Genomic DNA, 16,676 nt, shown 5'->3' on the forward strand with positions numbered 1-16,676 from the left:
GGCGCTACTGCCGTGACTACTTCTTGCCGCCCACCGGGCTGTCCGTGCAGCCCGCGTGGCACTGCGTGCAGTCGACGGCGGCCGGCCACAACTCCTGGTCCACGTCGAAGCCTGCCGCACGGATCGCGGCCACGGTGCGATTCCGCGCCAGCTCGGGGCCGCCCGTCTCGGCCGTGTCAGGGACGCCCGGGTGGTGGTGGATGAACCGGCCCGCGTGGCGGTCGCAGAACTCCTGGTACGCCTGGGTGCGCAGCAAGAACGCGTGCCAGCCCCGGTCGACGTGCTCGGACGGGGACAGCGGCCCGTCGGTCATCGTCCCCGCGATCAGGAACGCGACGGTCTGGTCAATGATCCGCTCGGCCACCACCCGACTCGTGCCCGGGTGTGCCTTGATCACGTCAGAGGTCAGGGCTTGCCAGACCTCCCGGGGCAGGAGCGTGCGGGGCTCGGTGCGGTGAATCGGGGGATGCTCAAGCGCGATGGTCACCTGATGTCCCTTTCTTCTCGGCGGAGCGCTGCGGGCAGCAGCGCCGGCATGTGCAGACCGGCATCACGCTGGTGGCGAGCGGTGGCCCGCCTTCGCCCTCGTACAGGGTTCGGGTCTCCGTGCGGGTCCCGTCAGCCTTGACCTTGTAGGCGTCGATGCGGATCGGCATGGCATTCATCGTCCGCGTCAGGCGCTGTCATTGCGGCGGCGGACAAGGCGTCATCCGAGCGTCACTCGTAGGCGTCAAATCGGTGTCATTCAGATTCCGTTGGGGCTACCTTCGAAGCTATGACGACTGCCGCGACGAACGACGTTCTTCGGGCCGTGCGGATCAGCCTGCGCATGAGCCAGGACGACTTGGCCAAGGCGCTCCGCGCAGCCGGCGAGGAGCTGGGCGAACCGAACGAGGCAAGCAAACGCCTCGTCCAGCGCTGGGAATCGGGCACCAGCCGCGCTCCACGCCCCGTCTACGCCCGCGCCCTTGAGCACGTCACGGGGCGCCCCGTCGAAGCCCTGGGCTTCACCCTGCCCGTGCCGCAGGCACGCGTCCATCCCGATTCCGCAGGAGGCCACGACATGGACCTCGGCCCCGAAGGCATTCAGGCGGCCATCGCCGCGCAGCCGCCACCGGACGGCATGAACTACTCGGGCATCTGGCTGTCTCGGTATGAATTCTTCAGCTCCTCGCGCGACGAGACGTTCGAAGCCAAGCACTACGTCGTACTGCTCCAACACGGCACCCGCCTGACCGGTCAGAGTCTGCCCGGGGCTTCCAGTAACCCGGACAGCCCGCTCACCCTGGACCTGACGATCGACCGCAGCGTGGTCACCGGCTCATGGACCGAGCAGACCGCCGTCGGCGGCTACTACCAAGGCGCTCGCTACCACGGCGCGCTGCAAATGCTCGTGGAGCCGACCGGCCGCCGTATGGCAGGCAAGTGGGTCGGTTTCGGCAAGGACTTCGACGTCAACACAGGCCCGTGGGAGCTGAGGCTCGTCGACACGTCCACGTCGAAGGCGACGCTCCAGAACTACGGCCGCGTCCCGGACTAGGTCCTGTTCGACAGGTTACTCGGGGCATCACGGCCAAACCCGCGAAGACGGAGTCGCTCCGGACTGCCTGGGCGAGGTTCAATGCCGTAGTGGTCGCCTGGGCAGATATGCACGATTGCTGGTTTGAGGTCGGTTATGTTCCGAAGCTTTTGGAGCAGGTCGAGCATGATGACAACCCCGCAGCGTGGAAGGAGCTGGGATGGCGACTCATACTCGAACATGACCTGGTGTCCCCGGCCAGCTTCGCCGCCCTGCCGCGTCTGGTACGCCTCGCACCGCGCAGCGTGAAGGCGCGGCACCTGGCGGGGGAGATCCTCGAGCGTGCGGCAGGGCACCATGGCTGCGACGATCTCCTGGCGGATTGCGCCGGAGCCATTGCGGAATTCCGCGAGGTGCTGGGTCGGCACCTGCGGTCGCGCCCGGCTGACTTCCTAGTGTCCCTGCGTGCCCTGCTCGCGGTCGAGGAGGAGTACCACTGGGCGGCGGCCCTTGGCGACTTCGAGGATGACTTCTACCCCTTGGGGTGTCCGCACTGTGGCGCCGAGGTCAGGATCGCCATCGGCAACTATGGGCGGTACTCGGCGATCCAGGACTGGAACCTGGGTGACGTGGAACGAAAGGACCTGAGGCCAGCGGCGGCCGAGGAGCTGACCGGAACTGGCAGGTGGATGTTCGAGCTGGCCGTTCGTGCAGGTCAGGACCGACTCGTCGACGGAATTGCCCATCTGTTCGGACGTGCGGAATGCCCGCTCTGTGCCAGCGTCTTCAACGTTGCGGACGAGTACACCTCCGCCAACCGTCCGGTCATGCGACACGCGGCAATGAAGCCGACAGTGGCCTGACCACGCCTCGCGCACGGAGCCGGAGAGAGGCGGAAAAGATCGTCCCATCTCCAGCCGGTGGCCGAGTGTCGGGCCCTCCGCCGATCGGCTGAGGGCCGGGGCCCCACCGGCCCGGCGCCGGGAGGGGGGACGGTCCGTGGCCTTAGCTTGCGGGGTGCTCCGCCGGCCGGTGGGGTGTTCCGCCGTTCTCCCGAGAGGTCCTCCATGCGTTCCCTGCTGACCGTCCTCGCCACCGGTGCCCTCGTCCTCGGCGCCGCCGGTATCGCGAGCGCCGACGTCCACGTCGAGCTCGAGCCGGAGGCCTCGCACACCGTCGTCTTCGGCGACTGGCTCCAGTTCGCGCACGACGACGTCTTCAACGCCGGTCACGACAACACCGTCGGCTCGAACAACTGAGTCCCGATCCCGGACCGCCGCCCGCCACGCGTGGCGGTCCGGGAGGCCCCCATCGGCTCCGCCGATCGCCCCCATCGGCAGCTCCCCCCACTGGCTCGTGGACCCCGGTCCAGGGCGCTCGTAGCGTCGTCGTCATGAGAAACGAGACCAGGGGAACCGTCGAACTCACCCTCGCCATGGTGCTCTCCGGCACCCTCGGCATCTTCGTCGTGGAGTCGGGGGCGTCACCCTTCGACGTGGTGTTCTTCCGGTGCCTCTTCGGGGCCGCCGCCCTCGGCGCGTACAGCCTGGTCCGCGGTTACTTCACCGGCCACGGCCTCACCCCGAGGAAGCTCGGACTCGCAGCGCTCGGCGGGGTGTTCATCGTCTTCAACTGGGTGCTGCTCTTCGAGGCGTACGAGGCCACCTCGATCTCCTTCGCCACCGTCGTCTACCACACACAGCCGTTCTTCCTGGTGGTGTTCGGCGCCGTGCTGTTCCGGGAGCGGATCACCGCCGCGAAGGTCGGCTGGCTCGCCGTCGCGTTCGCCGGGCTCGTGCTCGTCTCCGGCATACGGCCCGGCGACACCGCCTCCCTCAAGGGCCTCGGGCTCGCGCTCGGCGCCGCCGTCCTCTACGCCCTGTCGACGATCGTCACCAAGCGGATCACCGGCGTACGGCCGCACCTGATCGCCCTCGTCCAGGTCCTGGTCGGCATCCCGCTGCTGCTCCCGTTCGCGGACTTCGGTGCCGCGTCGGAGCTCGGCGCCGGCTGGGGCTGGCTCGTCGGGCTCGGGGTCATCCACACCGGGCTGATGTACGTCCTCATGTACGCCGCGTACGCCAAGCTGCCCACCGCCAAGATCGCCGTGCTGGCCTTCACCTACCCCGCCGTCGCCATGGGCGCCGACTGGGCCGCGTACGGGCATCACATCGGGCTCGTCCAGGCGCTCGGCGTGCCGCTGATCGTCCTCGCCAGCCTCAAGGTCACCCTCGCTGCTCGGACACCAGTCGCCGCGCCTGCTCCACGAACAGGCGGACGTGCGCCGGAAGCCGCTTCCCCCGCCGCCACGCGAGCTGGGTGAAGAGGGTGAACGGGGCCTCCCAGGCCAGCGGGACCAGCGTTCCGTTCGCCAGTTCCGCCGCGACGGCCACCCGGGGCAGCAGCGCCACCCCGAGACCCGCGGCCACCCCGCGCTTGGTCGCCTCGATCGTGCCGAACTCCATGAACGGCGGTGCCCACTCCCGCAGCTCCGCCTCGAAGAGGTCGCGGTACGGGCAGCCCGGCTCGGTGCCCACCAGCTGCGCCCCGGCCAGATCCGCGGCGGTCAGCCCCGTACGCCCCACCAGGGCATGGCCGGGACCCGCCACCAGGACCAGGGGCTCGGGCGCGAGGACCTCCGACTCCAGGCCCTCGTGCTCGGTGTCGGGCTCCATCAGGAAGCCGACGTCGTACGTGCCCTGCCGCAGCGCCTGCCGGGTCTCGTCGCCGAGGGTGGGCCGCAGCGTGAGGCGCACCCCCGGGTAGCGGTGGTGGAAGTACTCCAGGAGCGGCGGCAGCCGATAGGAGGTGAGGGACTCCATGGTGCCGATGGCGATCGTCCCGGCCGGTTCGGCCGCGACGGCGACGGCGGTGCGGGCCTCCTCGGCCAGCTCGCCCATGCGGAGGGCGTACGGCAGGAGCCGCTCCCCGGCCTCGGTCAACCGGATGCGGCTGCCGAGCCGCTCGAACAGCTCCACGCCGAGCGAGGACTCCAGGGACCGGATCTGACCGGTGACGCTGGACTGGGCGTAGCCGAGTTCGGCGGCGGCCCGGGTGAAGGAGAGGACGGTGGCGACCTTCTCGAAGGTGGCCAGGAGCCGGAGCTCCATCAGCTCTCGGTGTCCTCGCCGCGCTCGCGCCGCCTCAGTTCCTCCTCGCGGCGGCGGAGGTCCGCCTCCCGGGCCCTGAGGTCCTCCTCGTCCGGCCGCCCGGTGCTCCCCGCGTCCGGCCGCCCGCTCTTCCCCTCGTCCTTGAGGGACTTCAGGAACTCGGGGTTGTCGTCGGGAGCGACCCAGCCGCCCGCGCCGCCCCGGGTCCGCGGCCGCCGGTCCTTGCCCGCGACGATCCAGCCGATCGCGCCGACCACGGAGAACAGCAGGACGACGATGGCCCAGACCGGCTTCGGAAGGTGCTTGACCTCTTCTTCCGGGGTGTTCAGGCAGTCGATGAAGGCGTAGATCATCAGCGCCAGCGGGATGATGAACAGCAGCGCCCTGAGCATGTGGGACAGCCCCTTGGAAGCGGTGAAGGGGCTCGTTTCGACCGCCCCGGTGACAGGTCCAGCGTAGCCCGTGGCGGATACTGGCCCCTATGGCTTACGACGATCTCCGCTCGCTGCTCAGGGCCCTCGAGCGCGAAGGCGACCTCAAGCGCATCAAGGCCGAAGTCGACCCGTACCTGGAGGTCGGGGAGATCGTCGACCGGGTGAACAAGGCGGGGGGGCCGGCGCTTCTCTTCGAGAACGTCAAGGGCTCCTCGATGCCGCTCGCGATGAACGTCTTCGGGACCGACCGCCGGCTGCTCAAGGCCCTCGGCCTGAAGTCGTACGGCGAGATCAGCGAGAAGATCGGCGGGCTGCTCAAGCCCGAACTCCCGCAGGGTTTCGTCGGCGTCCGCGAGGCCTTCGGCAAGCTCGGCTCGATGGTCCACGTGCCGCCGAAGAAGGTGAAGTCGGACGCCGCGCCCGTGCAGGAAGTCGTGCTCACCGGGGACGACGTCGATCTCGACCTCCTTCCCGCGCTCTTCACCTGGCCCAAGGACGGCGGCTCCTTCTTCAACCTGGGCCTCACGCACACGAAGCACCCGGAGACCGGCGTCCGGAACCTCGGGCTCTACCGGCTCCAGCGCCACGACAAGCGCACCATCGGCATGCACTGGCAGATCCACAAGGACAGCCGCAACCACTACGCCGTCGCCGCCGCGAAGGGCGAGCGGCTGCCGGTCGCGATCGCCTTCGGCTGCCCGCCGGCCGTCACGTACGCCTCCACCGCCCCGCTGCCCGGTGACATCGACGAGTACCTCTTCGCCGGCTTCGTGCAGGGCAAGCGGATCGAGATGGTCGACTGCAAGACCGTCCCGCTCCAGGTGCCCGCGCAGGCCGAGGTCGTCGTCGAGGGCTGGCTGGAGCCGGGCGAGATGCTGCCCGAGGGGCCGTTCGGCGACCACACCGGCTTCTACACGCCGCAGGAGCCCTTCCCGGCGCTGAAGATCGACTGCATCACGATGCGGAAGCGCCCGCTGCTCCAGTCGATCGTCGTCGGCCGGCCGCCGACCGAGGACGGCCCGCTCGGCCGGGCGACGGAGCGTTTCTTCCTGCCGCTCCTCAAGATCATCGTGCCGGACATCGTCGACTACCACCTGCCGGAGTCGGGCGGCTTCCACAACTGCGCGATCGTCTCGATCGACAAGAAGTACCCGAAGCACGCGCAGAAGGTGATGCACGCCATCTGGGGCGCGCACATGATGTCGCTGACCAAGCTGATCATCGTGGTCGACAAGGACTGCGACGTCCACGACCTGCACGAGGTGTCCTGGCGGGCGCTCGGCAACACCGACTACGCCCGTGACCTCACGGTCGTCGAGGGGCCGGTCGACCACCTCGACCACGCCTCCTACCAGCAGTTCTGGGGCGGCAAGGCGGGCATCGACGCCACCAAGAAGCTGCCCGAGGAGGGCTACACCCGCGACGGCGGCTGGCCGGACATGGTCGAGTCGGACCCGGCGACGGCCGCGCTCGTGGACCGCCGCTGGAAGGAGTACGGGCTGTGACCACGGCCGCCGTGCCCGGCGCACAGCCGGGGCGTACGAAGGCGTTCCTGCGCCTCGTCATGATCGAGCACTCGGTGTTCGCGCTGCCCTTCGCGTACACCGCCGCGCTCACCGCGATGTACCAGATGGACAAGGAAATCCACTGGTGGACGCTGTTCCTCGTCACCGTCTGCATGGTGGGGCTGCGGACCTTCGCCATGGCCTGCAACCGGATCATCGACCGCGAGATCGACGCGCGCAATCCCCGCACCGCCAACCGCGAGCTGGTGACCGGTGCCGTGTCCGTGCGGTCGGCGTGGACCGGGGCCGGGATCGCCGTCGTCGTCTTCCTCGGCGCCGCCGCCCTGCTCAACCCGCTCTGCCTGGCCCTCGCGCCGCTCGCCGTCATCCCGATGGTCGTCTATCCGTACGGCAAGCGGTTCACCAACTTCCCGCACGCCATCCTGGGCCTCGCCCAGGCCATCGGGCCGATCGGCGCCTGGCTCGCGGTGAGCGGCGAGTGGTCCTGGGACGCGGTCGTCCTGGGCCTCGCGGTGGGCGTCTGGATCGGCGGCTTCGACCTGATCTTCGCCTGCCAGGACGTGCAGGCGGACCGGGCCCACGGCGTCATGTCCGTACCGGCGCGCTTCGGGATCCCGGCCGCGCTGTGGGGCGCCCGCGCCTCCGCGGTCGTCACCACGGGCCTGCTCGTCTGGTACGCCCTCGCGACCGACGCCGGTGTCTTCTTCTGGGTGGGCCTCGTGATCGTGGTGGCCGCCTTCTGTTACGAGCACTCGATCGTGAAGCCGCACGACCTGTCGCGCCTGAACCGGGCGTTCTTCACGGTGAACGGTTTCATCGGCATGGCGCTGTTCGTGTGCGCCCTCCTCGACCTGCTGGTCCGCGGGCTCACCCCGTAACCCCGGCCCGGGGGCGCAGCGGTGAGCCGCGCCCGGGCCTGGCTTTTCCCGGCCGGATAGGCTCTCTGTCGTGGAGTCGCAGGAGATGAAGAGTCGTCGGCCCTGGGTGGTGGGGGTTTCCGGGGCGTCGGGTACGCCGTACGCCGCCGCCGTACTGAGGGGCCTCCTCGCCGCAGGGGAGAGCGTCGACCTCGTCGTGTCGCGGGCCTCGCGGCTCACGCTGCTCGACGAGACGGGCATCTCCTTCCGTGACGCGCACTGGCGCGAGGACCTGGCGGCCTGGCTGGCGCGGGGCGCGGACGGGAAGCCGGACACCTTCGACGTGTCGGACGCCCTCGACGACGTGCGGTACTGGGCGGCCGGGGATCTGGCCGCGGGGCCGTCCTCGGGGTCGTACCCGGCGAAGGGGATGCTGGTCGTGCCGGCCTCGACCGCGGCGGTGGCGGGAGTGGCACTGGGGCTCTCGAAGGACCTGCTGCAGCGGACCGCGAGCGTGACGCTGAAGGAGCGGCGGCCGCTGGTCGTCGCCGTGCGGGAGACCCCGCTGAACGGACAGACGCTCAAGCACATGGTGGCGCTGGACGAGGCGGGAGCCGTGGTGCTGCCCGCCTCTCCGGCGTTCTACGCGGGGGCGACGCACATCCAGGATCTGGTGGACTTCGTCGCGGGGCGGGTGCTCGACGCGGCAGGGGTGCCGCATCGGCTGTACCGCCGGTGGGAGGGAGAGCTCGGTGGAGCGACCCCCCGGTCGGATTAGCGCTTCTTGGCGTGCTTCTTCTCGGCACGCTTCGAGGCGACGGTCGGCTGGTGGGCACGCGAGCGGTTGGCCAGGTCCTGCAGCTCGCGCATGCGTGCGTAGGCCATCTCGATCGTGTACACGGTGAACACCACTCCTGAAAGATCGTCTTTGATCAGTTGAAAGATTCACAGGGCGTCTCCCCTGTGTACCTTAGATTCTATACCTAAACTCGCGGTATCGCTGGACAATGGAAGGCTTCATACCTATGGACGCCGTGGACAGGCAGCTCATCCAGGCTCTGCGCGAGAACGGTCGTGCCTCGTACGCCGAGCTCGGCCGGCTCGTCGGGCTCTCCGGCCCCTCCGTCACCGACCGCATCAACCGTCTTGAGGCGGCCGGAGTCATCACCGGCTACCGCGCCACCGTCGACGCCGCCTCGCTCGGCCTCGGCGTCACCGCCCTCATCGGCATCTCCCTCTCGGACGCCGCCGACCACGAGGACGTGGCCCGCCGGCTCAAGGACCTCGCCGAGATCGAGGACTGCTGGTTCATCGCCGGCGACGACTCGTTCATGCTCAAGGTGCGCGTCAGCGACGTCGACGGCCTGGAGAAGACGATCCGCCGCCTCAGCGGCACCAAGGGCGTCTCCCGCACCCGCACCACCATCGTGCTCTCCACGAAGTGGGAGAACCGGGTCGGAGAGCTGCCCGAAGAGGGCTGAGAGTACGGTTGGCACGGCGTATTTCGGAGAAAAGGGAGGCGGCCGTACATGGACGCGGGACTCAAGCGCGACCTTGAGCAGAAGGTCCGGGACGGTGAGCGGCTGAGCCGTGCGGACGGCATCGCGCTGTACGAGTCCGACGACCTCGCCTGGCTCGGCGGTCTGGCCCACGAGGTCCGGACCCGCAAGAACGGCGACGTGGTGCACTTCAATGTCAACCGGCATCTGAACATGACCAACGTCTGCACCGCCTCCTGCGCCTACTGCTCGTTCCAGCGCAAGCCGGGCGAGAAGGACGCGTACACCATGCGCATCGAGGAGGCCGTGCGCCTCGCGAAGGCGATGGAGAACGAGAACCTCACCGAGCTGCACATCGTCAACGGGCTGCACCCCAACCTGCCCTGGCGGTACTACCCGCGCTCGCTCTCCGAGCTCAAGAAGGCCCTGCCGAACGTCTCCCTCAAGGCGTTCACCGCCACCGAGATCCACCACTTCGAGACCATCTCGGGCATGTCGGCCTCCGACATCCTCGACGAGCTCATCGAGGCCGGTCTGGAGTCCCTGACCGGCGGCGGCGCCGAGATCTTCGACTGGGAGGTCCGGCAGCACATCGTGGACCACCGCACCCACTGGGAGGACTGGTCCCGGATCCACCGCCTCGCGCACGAGAAGGGGCTCAAGACCCCCAGCACCATGCTGTACGGGCACATCGAGGAGCCCCGTCACCGCGTGGACCACGTCCTGCGGCTGCGTGAGCTCCAGGACGAGACCGGCGGCTTCCAGGTCTTCATCCCGCTGCGCTACCAGCACGACTTCGTCGACATGCAGGACGGCAAGGTCCGCAACAAGCTCCAGGCGCGCACCACCATGGCGACCGGCGCCGAGGCCCTGAAGACCTTCGCGGTCTCCCGGCTCCTCTTCGACAACGTGCCGCACGTCAAGGTCTTCTGGGTCATGCACGGCGTCCAGACGGCACAGCTCGCGCTCCAGCACGGCGCCGACGACATGGACGGCTCGGTCGTCGAGTACAAGATCACGCACGACGCCGACAACTACGGCACGCCGAACAAGCTGGGCCGCGAGGACCTCCTCGAACTGATCCGTGACGCCGGCTTCCGCCCGGTCGAGCGGAACACCCGGTACGAGATCATCCGCGAGTACCCGGGCCCGGACGCGGAGCGGCGCGAGACGCCGCAGGCGATGCGGTTCTGAGTCCGCAGGTGAAGCGGTTCTGAGGACGGACGGGAAGGGCCGGTGGGATCACCCACCGGCCCTCCTCTCATCCCGCCGTGTGATCCACCGGGATCCACAGCTCCGCCGCGGCCGTCGTCCAGTCCGCCGACGGACGGAGGCTCATGATCTCGGGGCCCGGCCTGATCGCGTACGGGTTGGACGGGAACCACTGGGTGAACACGTCCCGCCACAGGTGCTGCACGGCCTCCGGCAGTGGGCCCTCGTTCTCGAACACCGCCCAGGTCCCGGCCGGCACGTCAAGCACCTCGAACTCCGCAGGGACCCCGGCGTCGCTCACCACGCCGTGCCAGTAGTCGAGCTGGGCCCCCTCCTCCCTGCTGTCGGTGAGGTGAACGACCGCCGAGACGATCCCCCGGGGCTCCTGGTCCGAGAGCCGCCCGAGCCGCTCGATCGCCTCCTGGCCGAGGGACCGGATGTGCGCGGCGATCGCCGGGTTCTCCCCCTCGTGGACCAGCGGAACCCGGGCCTTCCGCCCGACGACCCGGAGGTCCTTCTTCTCCACGACCCTGTACCGCATGCTGCTGTTCCCTTCGACGACGAGTCGGAAGGACATCCGCGGCTGGGCGTTCAGCGCGGCCCCCGTACGGCGGGCCTCGCCGGGGCCGACCCCGTGCACCGCGCGGAACGCACGGGCGAAGGCCTCCCCGGAGCCGTAGCCGTGGCGCACCGCGATCTCCAGGAGCGTCCGCTCCCCGGCGAGCACCTCGGCGCCCGCGACGGTGAGCCGCCGGCGCCGTACGTACTCCGACAGGGGCATGCCGGCCAGCGCCGAGAACATGCGCCGGAAGTGGTGCTCCGATGTCGTCGCGATCCGGGCGAGTTCGGCCGGGTCGAGGTCGCCGCGGAACTCGGTGACGAGGTGCTCCTCGATGTGGTCGAGTGCCTGGTTGAGCCGCTCCAGCACGTGGTCCGTCCTTCCCTTTCCTTGTCCTCACCGTAGGAAGAGGTCAGGAGCCCGGACCCGACATCCTGTGTCCGGTCCGATCGGGTCGTGTCCGGTCCGGTCGGGTCGTCCCGGGAGCTCAGGTGAGTGGCAGCAGCATGATGATGTCGTCGCGGTCGTCGCCGGGGGCGACCCGGATCGCGTCGGGGACGCGGCCGACCTCCTTGTAGCCGCACTTGGCGTAGAAGCCGTCGACGCCGGTGCCGCCCCGGCAGGCCAGCCGCACGGCCTCGATGTCCTCGAAGCCCTCGGCGGTACGGGCGGTGTGCTCGACCGCCGCCATGAGGTCGCGGCCGTATCCCCTGCCCTGGTGCCGGGGGTCGACCATCACCGTGTAGAGCCACACCCAGTGCTTCATCAGGGGGTGGGTGTTGAAGGTGAAGAACGCGGTGGCGGCGACCGCGCCGGTCTCGTCGCGGCCGACGAGCAGCCGCGTACCGCCCTCGCTCATCGCGACGAGGTGCTTGAGCAGCGAGGGGCGGATCTCGTCGGGAGTGACGGGCGGGACGAAGCCGACCGCGCCGCCGGCGTTGGAGACGTCGGCCCAGAGGGAGAGCACGCCGTCGCGCAGGGCGGGGTCGATCGCCGGATCCACCTCGAAAGTAAGGGTCATGTCGATAGCGTAACCATTACGCACCGAGGGCTCAAGAGGCCCGGCCCCGGCGTCCTGGCAGGGGCGTGCTTCACTGGAGGGGCTCGTGTCCCGTATGGGATCTTGGGAACTTTTCGGAACGTCGGAACGGAAGAGTGGGCTGACATGCTCCGCTACACGCTGATGCGTCTCGGCATCTTCGCCGGATGCTTCCTCGCCCTGTGGGGTCTCGTCTACATCGAGGTCCTGCCGCGCGGCCTCGGCGACTCGAACCTGCTCTGGGTCCTCGTCCTCGCCATCGTCATCTCCGCACCGCTGAGCTTCGTCCTGCTGCGCTCGGTGCGCGACGAGGCGAGCGCCGAGGTCGTGGCGAAGGTCGACCGCGCGAAGGGCCGGCTGGCGGCGAACCGGTCCCAGGAGGACTAGTCCACCCCCTGTGCCGCCTGTAAAGGTCGCGTAAGCTTCCTCACAGATCATCCGCCCCGAGCGGGAGCTTCCAAGGCTCCCGCCTGGGGCGTTCTGCGTTTCGGAGGCGAAAGTCGGGTTCCTCTACCTCAAAGAAGGGCTTTGAGGTTCTCAAAGTTCAAGTGTTAACGTGTTCGACATGACGACAGTTGTGCGCCTCTCCCATGCCGCGAGCACCCCGCTCGTGGCGCGCCTGCACGTCGATCTGTGCCGCTGTATGTCCGCGGTCTGTTGCCGCGGGGTCTGACCCGGCATCATGCAGCGGCCCGCGTGAAAACGCGTGTGTGCCGCACCCCCGTCCCGTATTGCCCGATACGCACCTGTGGAGTGTGTCTGTGTCCGCGTCCGCGACCACACCCGAGAAGCAGTCCCCCGCTTCCTCGCGCATACCGAAGATTCCCTTCTGGGCCCAGATCATCGCCGGTCTGGTCCTCGGCGCCCTGCTCGGCTGGATCGCCCGCAGCCAGGACGTCTCCTGGCTGAAGGAGACCCTCGGCCAGGTCGGCGACATCTTCGTCCAGCTCCTGAAGCTGGCCGTCGCCCCGCTCGTCTTCTTCGCGATCCTGGTCTCGATCACCAACCTGCGGAAGGTGAACAACGCCGCCAGGCTCGCCACCCGCACGCTGCTCTGGTTCATGATCACCTCGCTGATCGCGGTGGCCATCGGCCTCGCCATCGGCCTGATCACCAATCCGGGCGCCGGCACCGGCCTCACCCCGCAGGACGGCAAGCTGCCGAAGCGCGAAGGCTCCTGGATCGACTTCCTGACCGGCATCATCCCGACGGACGTCATCACGCCCTTCACCGAGCTGAACGTCCTTCAGATCGTCTTCATGGCCGCCGTCGCGGGCATCGCCGCCCTCAAGCTCGGCGACAAGGCGAAGCCCATCCTCACCCTCTCCGAGTCGGTCCTGGAACTCCTCCAGAAGGCACTCTGGTGGGTCATCCGCCTCGCCCCGATCGGCACCGTCGGCCTCATCGGCTTCGCCATCGCCGACTACGGCTGGGACCTGATCGGCAAGTACGCGACCTTCACCGCCGACGTCTACATCGGCTGCGCCCTGGTCATGTTCGGCGTCTACCCGCTGCTGCTCGCGACGGTCGCCAAGGTCAACCCGATCCAGTTCTACAAGGGCGCCTGGCCGGCCATCCAGCTGGCCTTCGTCTCCCGCTCCTCGGTCGGCACGATGCCGGTCACACAGAAGGTCACCGAGCGCCTCGGCGTCCCGAAGGAGTACGCCTCCTTCGCCGTCCCGTTCGGCGCGACGACCAAGATGGACGGCTGCGCCGCGATCTACCCGGCGCTCGCCGCGATCTTCATCGCGCAGATCTTCGACGTGCAGCTCGGCATCGGTGACTACCTGCTGATCGCCTTCGTCTCGGTCATCGGCTCGGCGGCCACCGCCGGCCTGACGGGCGCGACGGTCATGCTGACCCTCACCCTCTCCACCCTGGGCCTCCCCCTGGAGGGCGTCGGCCTCCTGATGGCGATCGACCCGATCCTGGACATGATGAGGACTGCAACGAACGTCGCCGGCCAGGCGCTCGTCCCGGTGATCGTCTCCGCCCGCGAGAAGATCCTCGACCTCACGGCGTACGAGAACGCCTCGGCGTCCCCGATCGACGACCTGGTCGAGACCCGCGAGAGCCAGGAGAAGGTCGCCGTCGCGGCCTGACCCTCATCGCGGCCCGACCCTCGTCGCACCCACACCCTTCGTGCCCCCTGCCCCGTCCGGGCAGGGGGCACGTAGGCTTTCGGCGGGGCAGCCAGTGGATCTTGGGAGCAGGGGTGGGCCGCCATGGCCGGTGGTGCTAAGGCGCGGCGGTTGCCGCGGGCCGTGCGGGAGCGGCAGATGGTGGACGCGGCCGTGCGGTGTTTCGCGCGGAACGGGTACCAGGCGGCTTCCATGGACGAGATCGCCGAGTCGGCCGGGGTGTCGAAGCCGCTCGTCTATCTGTATCTGAACTCCAAGGAGGAGCTTTTCACCGCGGTGATCCGGCGGGAGGCGCAGGCCCTGCTCGGGGTCGTGGCGGAGGCGGTCGTCGACCGGACCGCGCCGCCCGACGAGCGGTTGTGGGCGGGGCTGATGGCCTTCTTCACGTTCGCCGCCGACCATCCGGACTCCTGGACGGTGCTCAGCCGGCAGGCGCGGACGCACGGGGAGCCGTTCGCCGGGGAGGCGGCGCGGATGCGGGACGAGATCACGGCGTTCGTCGCGGGGCTGATCGGTGAGGCGGCGCGGGAGGCGCCGGGCGGTGCCGGGATCACCGGGCGGGATGTCGACGCGCTCGCGCAGGCGCTCGTCGGGTCCGCCGAGTCGCTGGCGAGCTGGGCCAACGCGACTCCGGGGGTGACGGCGAAGGAGGCGGCCGCGACGCTGATGAACTTCGCGTGGTCCGGTCTGGGGAACCTCATGAAAAGCGAGCGCTGGTCTCCCCGTTGACGCTTACCTGGCAGTAAGGTTACCGGCTGGTCAAGGCAGTTGCAGTGCCTGCAACGTCCCGGCGTGCGGCGGTGGTTCGCCGTCGCGCGGTGGCAATTGACCCACGCACGACCTCAGTTCACCGACGCACGACCTCAGTTCATCGCGCAGACCGAGGAGCCGCACGTGTCCGTCGTCACCGCACTGCCCGGGAGCGAACCGGTCGAACCGCACAAGACCCTGGTGGACGGGGTGGTCCGCGAGGTCTCCGTGCCCGCGCTCGTCCCCGTGGTCCGCCGGGGCTCGCTCGCCGACCTGCCGTACGACAACGCCCGTCAGGACCCCGAGGCGGTGCTCTTCTCCCGCAAGGGGCCGGACGGGGCGTGGGCCGATGTCACCGCCTCCGCCTTCGCCGCCCAGGTCCACTCCGTCGCCAAGGGCCTCATCGCGCACGGTCTGCGGCCGGGTGACCGGCTCGCCCTCATGGCGCGGACCACCTACGAGTGGACGCTGCTCGACTTCGCCGCCTGGGCCGCCGGGCTCGTCACCGTCCCCGTCTACCCGACCTCCTCCGCGTTCCAGACCCGCTGGATCCTCCAGGACTCCGGCGCCGCGGCCTGTGTCGTCGAGGACCCGGTCCAGGCCCGGCTGGTCTCCGCCGAGCGGCGGCAGCTGCCCGGTCTCGCCCATCTCTGGGTCCTGGACACCGGCGCCGTCGACCAGCTCCGTACGGCGGGCGCCCGGGTCGCCGACGAGGCCGTCACCGCCCGGCGCGGGCTGCTCACCCCGGAGACCCTCGCCACCCTCATCTACACCTCGGGTACCACCGGCCGCCCCAAGGGCTGCGCCCTCACGCACGCCAACTTCTTCGCCGAGGTCGACAACGCGGTCCGGCTGCTCCACCCGGTCTTCGTCTCGGAGAACAAGGACCCGGCCGCGACCCTGCTCTTCCTGCCGCTCTCCCATGTGTTCGGGCGGATGGTGGCGATCGGCTGCGTGCGGGCCCGGGTCCGCGTCGGGCACGCCCCCTCGGTGGAGGGCCAGGAGCTCCTCGACGATCTTGCCGGGTTCCGCCCCACGTTCCTCCTCGCGATCCCGTACGTCCTGGAGAAGGTCTTCAACTCCGCCCGGGCCACCGCCGAACGGGGCGGGAAGGCCGCCTCCTTCGACCGTGCCGCCCGGGTGGCCCGCCGGTACGGCCAGGAGGCCGCCCCGTCGCTCTCGCTGCGGGCCGCGCGGGCGCTCTACGACCCGCTCGTCTACCGGCGCATCCGGGCGGCGCTCGGCGGCCGGGTGAGGTACGTGATCTCCGGCGGCTCCCCGCTCGGCGCGCGGCTGGCCGAGTTCTTCGCCGGGGCGGGGGTGGAGGTCTTCGAGGGGTACGGCCTGACGGAGACGACGGCCGCGTCGACGGTGACCCCGCCCCGGCGGCCCCGTACCGGCACGGTCGGCTGGCCGCTGCCCGGCACGTCGGTACGGATCGCCGGTGACGGCGAGGTCTGGCTCAAGGGTGGTCATGTCTTCGCCGGGTACTGGGACGCCCAGCGGGGGGCGGCCGTGCCGTACACCGACGACGGCTGGTTCCCCACCGGGGACCTGGGCTCCCTCGACGCCGACGGCTATCTGCGGATCACCGGCCGGAAGAAGGACATCCTCATCACCTCGGCGGGGAAGAACGTGGCCCCGGCCCCGCTGGAGGACTGGCTGCGCGCGCATCCGCTGGTCGCCCAGTGCGTGGTCCTCGGCGACAACCGCCCGTACGTCACGGCCCTGATCACCCTCGACCACGAGGGTCTGACGCACTGGCGGCGGATGCGGCACAAGGACCACCTGGCGCTCTGGGAGCTGGCCCGGGACGAGGAACTGGTCGCCGCCCTCGGGCGTGCGGTGGACGATGCCAACCGGCTGGTCTCACGGGCGGAGTCGATCCGTGACTTCCGGGTCCTGAACGCCGAGTTCTCGGAGAGCTCCGGGCATCTGACCCCGTCCCTCAAGCTCAGGCGGCGGGCGGTGCTGCGGGACTTCGCCCGGGAGATCGAGGAGATGTACGGCTCCGGGGCGGCCGAGTAGGG

20 protein-coding genes are annotated in these 16,676 nt (G+C 69.6%); 13 read left to right on the forward strand and 7 right to left on the reverse strand.

The window, feature by feature from the left end; translation table 11 throughout:
* Window positions 1-16: 16 nt before the first annotated feature.
* Entirely contained in the window at window positions 17-487 is a 471-nt protein-coding gene (locus ACIP8Z_RS35395) for a glycine-rich domain-containing protein (RefSeq protein WP_402090750.1), read from the reverse strand.
* Window positions 471-656 (reverse strand): hypothetical protein, encoded by a 186-nt coding sequence (locus ACIP8Z_RS35400; protein WP_402090752.1) that lies wholly within the window; start codon window positions 654-656, stop codon window positions 471-473. Before ACIP8Z_RS35400 ends, ACIP8Z_RS35395 begins: the two co-directional genes overlap by 17 nt.
* 119 nt (window positions 657-775) lie before the next feature.
* Here ACIP8Z_RS35400 and ACIP8Z_RS35405 point away from each other — a divergent pair, with 119 nt between their 5' ends.
* The 4 genes from ACIP8Z_RS35405 (at window position 776) to ACIP8Z_RS35420 (ending at window position 3,842) form a co-directional block, all read left to right on the forward strand.
* On the forward strand, window positions 776-1,540 hold the full coding sequence (locus tag ACIP8Z_RS35405; protein ID WP_402090754.1) for a multiprotein-bridging factor 1 family protein: 765 nt from the start codon (window positions 776-778) through the stop codon (window positions 1,538-1,540).
* 89 nt (window positions 1,541-1,629) lie between these two features.
* Complete coding sequence (locus ACIP8Z_RS35410) at window positions 1,630-2,382, forward strand: hypothetical protein (RefSeq protein WP_402090756.1); 753 nt, start codon at window positions 1,630-1,632, stop codon at window positions 2,380-2,382.
* A 204-nt stretch (window positions 2,383-2,586) separates the two neighbouring features.
* Window positions 2,587-2,778: a hypothetical protein gene (locus tag ACIP8Z_RS35415; RefSeq protein WP_383586178.1), complete on the forward strand. Its 192-nt coding sequence runs from the start codon at window positions 2,587-2,589 to the stop codon at window positions 2,776-2,778.
* Window positions 2,779-2,912: 134 nt separating this feature from the next.
* A complete protein-coding gene (locus ACIP8Z_RS35420; RefSeq protein WP_402090758.1) occupies window positions 2,913-3,842 on the forward strand; it encodes a DMT family transporter in 930 nt (309 codons plus the stop codon).
* On the opposite strand, the gene ACIP8Z_RS35425 is transcribed toward ACIP8Z_RS35420, so the two are convergent.
* On the reverse strand, window positions 3,745-4,629 hold the full coding sequence (locus ACIP8Z_RS35425; protein ID WP_402090760.1) for a LysR family transcriptional regulator: 885 nt from the start codon (window positions 4,627-4,629) through the stop codon (window positions 3,745-3,747). The two genes, ACIP8Z_RS35420 and ACIP8Z_RS35425, sit on opposite strands and share 98 nt — an antisense overlap.
* Window positions 4,629-5,021, reverse strand: a complete 393-nt coding sequence (locus ACIP8Z_RS35430) for a PLD nuclease N-terminal domain-containing protein (protein ID WP_402090762.1) — start codon at window positions 5,019-5,021, stop codon at window positions 4,629-4,631. The genes ACIP8Z_RS35425 and ACIP8Z_RS35430 overlap by 1 nt, the downstream gene beginning before the upstream one ends.
* An 89-nt stretch (window positions 5,022-5,110) precedes the next feature.
* On the opposite strand from ACIP8Z_RS35430, the gene ACIP8Z_RS35435 reads away from it, so the two are divergent.
* The 3 genes from ACIP8Z_RS35435 to ACIP8Z_RS35445 all read left to right on the forward strand — a co-directional run bounded on the left by ACIP8Z_RS35435 (window position 5,111) and on the right by ACIP8Z_RS35445 (window position 8,224).
* The gene (locus tag ACIP8Z_RS35435; protein ID WP_319319460.1) at window positions 5,111-6,568 is read left to right on the forward strand and encodes a menaquinone biosynthesis decarboxylase; all 1,458 of its coding nucleotides are present in this window, start codon (window positions 5,111-5,113) and stop codon (window positions 6,566-6,568) included.
* Window positions 6,565-7,467: a menaquinone biosynthesis prenyltransferase MqnP gene (gene mqnP, locus ACIP8Z_RS35440; RefSeq protein ID WP_402090765.1), complete on the forward strand. Its 903-nt coding sequence runs from the start codon at window positions 6,565-6,567 to the stop codon at window positions 7,465-7,467. The genes ACIP8Z_RS35435 and mqnP overlap by 4 nt, the downstream gene beginning before the upstream one ends.
* An 85-nt stretch (window positions 7,468-7,552) precedes the next feature.
* Complete coding sequence (locus ACIP8Z_RS35445) at window positions 7,553-8,224, forward strand: UbiX family flavin prenyltransferase (protein WP_266973575.1); 672 nt, start codon at window positions 7,553-7,555, stop codon at window positions 8,222-8,224.
* On the opposite strand, the gene ACIP8Z_RS35450 is transcribed toward ACIP8Z_RS35445, so the two are convergent.
* Window positions 8,221-8,358 (reverse strand): hypothetical protein, encoded by a 138-nt coding sequence (locus tag ACIP8Z_RS35450; protein WP_402090767.1) that lies wholly within the window; start codon window positions 8,356-8,358, stop codon window positions 8,221-8,223. The genes ACIP8Z_RS35445 and ACIP8Z_RS35450 overlap by 4 nt on opposite strands.
* A 113-nt stretch (window positions 8,359-8,471) precedes the next feature.
* On the opposite strand from ACIP8Z_RS35450, the gene ACIP8Z_RS35455 reads away from it, so the two are divergent.
* Together ACIP8Z_RS35455 and mqnE are read left to right on the forward strand one after the other, a co-directional pair.
* On the forward strand, window positions 8,472-8,927 hold the full coding sequence (locus ACIP8Z_RS35455; protein WP_030324379.1) for an Lrp/AsnC family transcriptional regulator: 456 nt from the start codon (window positions 8,472-8,474) through the stop codon (window positions 8,925-8,927).
* A gap of 48 nt (window positions 8,928-8,975) precedes the next feature.
* Entirely contained in the window at window positions 8,976-10,139 is a 1,164-nt protein-coding gene (mqnE, locus tag ACIP8Z_RS35460; protein WP_402090769.1) for an aminofutalosine synthase MqnE, read from the forward strand.
* A 67-nt stretch (window positions 10,140-10,206) separates the two neighbouring features.
* On the opposite strand, the gene ACIP8Z_RS35465 is transcribed toward mqnE, so the two are convergent.
* Both ACIP8Z_RS35465 and ACIP8Z_RS35470 read right to left on the reverse strand, forming a co-directional pair.
* Window positions 10,207-11,085 (reverse strand): GyrI-like domain-containing protein, encoded by an 879-nt coding sequence (locus ACIP8Z_RS35465; protein WP_402090771.1) that lies wholly within the window; start codon window positions 11,083-11,085, stop codon window positions 10,207-10,209.
* Between the two features lie 118 nt (window positions 11,086-11,203).
* On the reverse strand, window positions 11,204-11,737 hold the full coding sequence (locus ACIP8Z_RS35470; RefSeq protein WP_402090773.1) for a GNAT family N-acetyltransferase: 534 nt from the start codon (window positions 11,735-11,737) through the stop codon (window positions 11,204-11,206).
* A 144-nt stretch (window positions 11,738-11,881) separates the two neighbouring features.
* Here ACIP8Z_RS35470 and ACIP8Z_RS35475 point away from each other — a divergent pair, with 144 nt between their 5' ends.
* From ACIP8Z_RS35475 to ACIP8Z_RS35490, 4 genes are all read left to right on the forward strand, one after another.
* Window positions 11,882-12,142, forward strand: coding sequence for a DUF4229 domain-containing protein (locus tag ACIP8Z_RS35475; protein ID WP_402090775.1), 261 nt, complete (start codon window positions 11,882-11,884; stop codon window positions 12,140-12,142).
* Between the two features lie 374 nt (window positions 12,143-12,516).
* On the forward strand, window positions 12,517-13,857 hold the full coding sequence (locus ACIP8Z_RS35480) for a dicarboxylate/amino acid:cation symporter (protein WP_402090777.1): 1,341 nt from the start codon (window positions 12,517-12,519) through the stop codon (window positions 13,855-13,857).
* 123 nt (window positions 13,858-13,980) lie between these two features.
* On the forward strand, window positions 13,981-14,625 hold the full coding sequence (locus tag ACIP8Z_RS35485; protein WP_402090779.1) for a TetR/AcrR family transcriptional regulator: 645 nt from the start codon (window positions 13,981-13,983) through the stop codon (window positions 14,623-14,625).
* A 165-nt stretch (window positions 14,626-14,790) separates the two neighbouring features.
* Window positions 14,791-16,674 carry an AMP-dependent synthetase/ligase gene (locus ACIP8Z_RS35490; RefSeq protein ID WP_402090780.1) on the forward strand — a complete coding sequence of 628 codons (1,884 nt, stop codon included), beginning with the start codon at window positions 14,791-14,793 and terminating at the stop codon, window positions 16,672-16,674.
* Window positions 16,675-16,676: the final 2 nt, after the last annotated feature.

It is taken from the genome of Streptomyces sp. NPDC088553 (genome assembly GCF_044752965.1).
Lineage (GTDB): Bacteria > Actinomycetota > Actinomycetes > Streptomycetales > Streptomycetaceae > Streptomyces.

Coding starts and splice junctions, on each gene's coding strand:
- ACIP8Z_RS35425 (WP_402090760.1), bottom strand. CDS start 4,629: ATGGAGCTCCGGCTCCTGGCCACCTTCGAGAAGGTCGCCACCGTCCTC.
- ACIP8Z_RS35405 (WP_402090754.1), top strand. CDS start 776: ATGACGACTGCCGCGACGAACGACGTTCTTCGGGCCGTGCGGATCAGC.
- ACIP8Z_RS35485 (WP_402090779.1), top strand. CDS start 13,981: ATGGCCGGTGGTGCTAAGGCGCGGCGGTTGCCGCGGGCCGTGCGGGAG.
- ACIP8Z_RS35475 (WP_402090775.1), top strand. CDS start 11,882: ATGCTCCGCTACACGCTGATGCGTCTCGGCATCTTCGCCGGATGCTTC.
- ACIP8Z_RS35415 (WP_383586178.1), top strand. CDS start 2,587: ATGCGTTCCCTGCTGACCGTCCTCGCCACCGGTGCCCTCGTCCTCGGC.
- ACIP8Z_RS35470 (WP_402090773.1), bottom strand. CDS start 11,737: ATGACCCTTACTTTCGAGGTGGATCCGGCGATCGACCCCGCCCTGCGC.
- ACIP8Z_RS35400 (WP_402090752.1), bottom strand. CDS start 656: ATGCCGATCCGCATCGACGCCTACAAGGTCAAGGCTGACGGGACCCGC.
- ACIP8Z_RS35445 (WP_266973575.1), top strand. CDS start 7,553: ATGAAGAGTCGTCGGCCCTGGGTGGTGGGGGTTTCCGGGGCGTCGGGT.
- ACIP8Z_RS35420 (WP_402090758.1), top strand. CDS start 2,913: ATGAGAAACGAGACCAGGGGAACCGTCGAACTCACCCTCGCCATGGTG.
- mqnE (WP_402090769.1), top strand. CDS start 8,976: ATGGACGCGGGACTCAAGCGCGACCTTGAGCAGAAGGTCCGGGACGGT.
- ACIP8Z_RS35430 (WP_402090762.1), bottom strand. CDS start 5,021: ATGCTCAGGGCGCTGCTGTTCATCATCCCGCTGGCGCTGATGATCTAC.
- ACIP8Z_RS35435 (WP_319319460.1), top strand. CDS start 5,111: ATGGCTTACGACGATCTCCGCTCGCTGCTCAGGGCCCTCGAGCGCGAA.
- ACIP8Z_RS35455 (WP_030324379.1), top strand. CDS start 8,472: ATGGACGCCGTGGACAGGCAGCTCATCCAGGCTCTGCGCGAGAACGGT.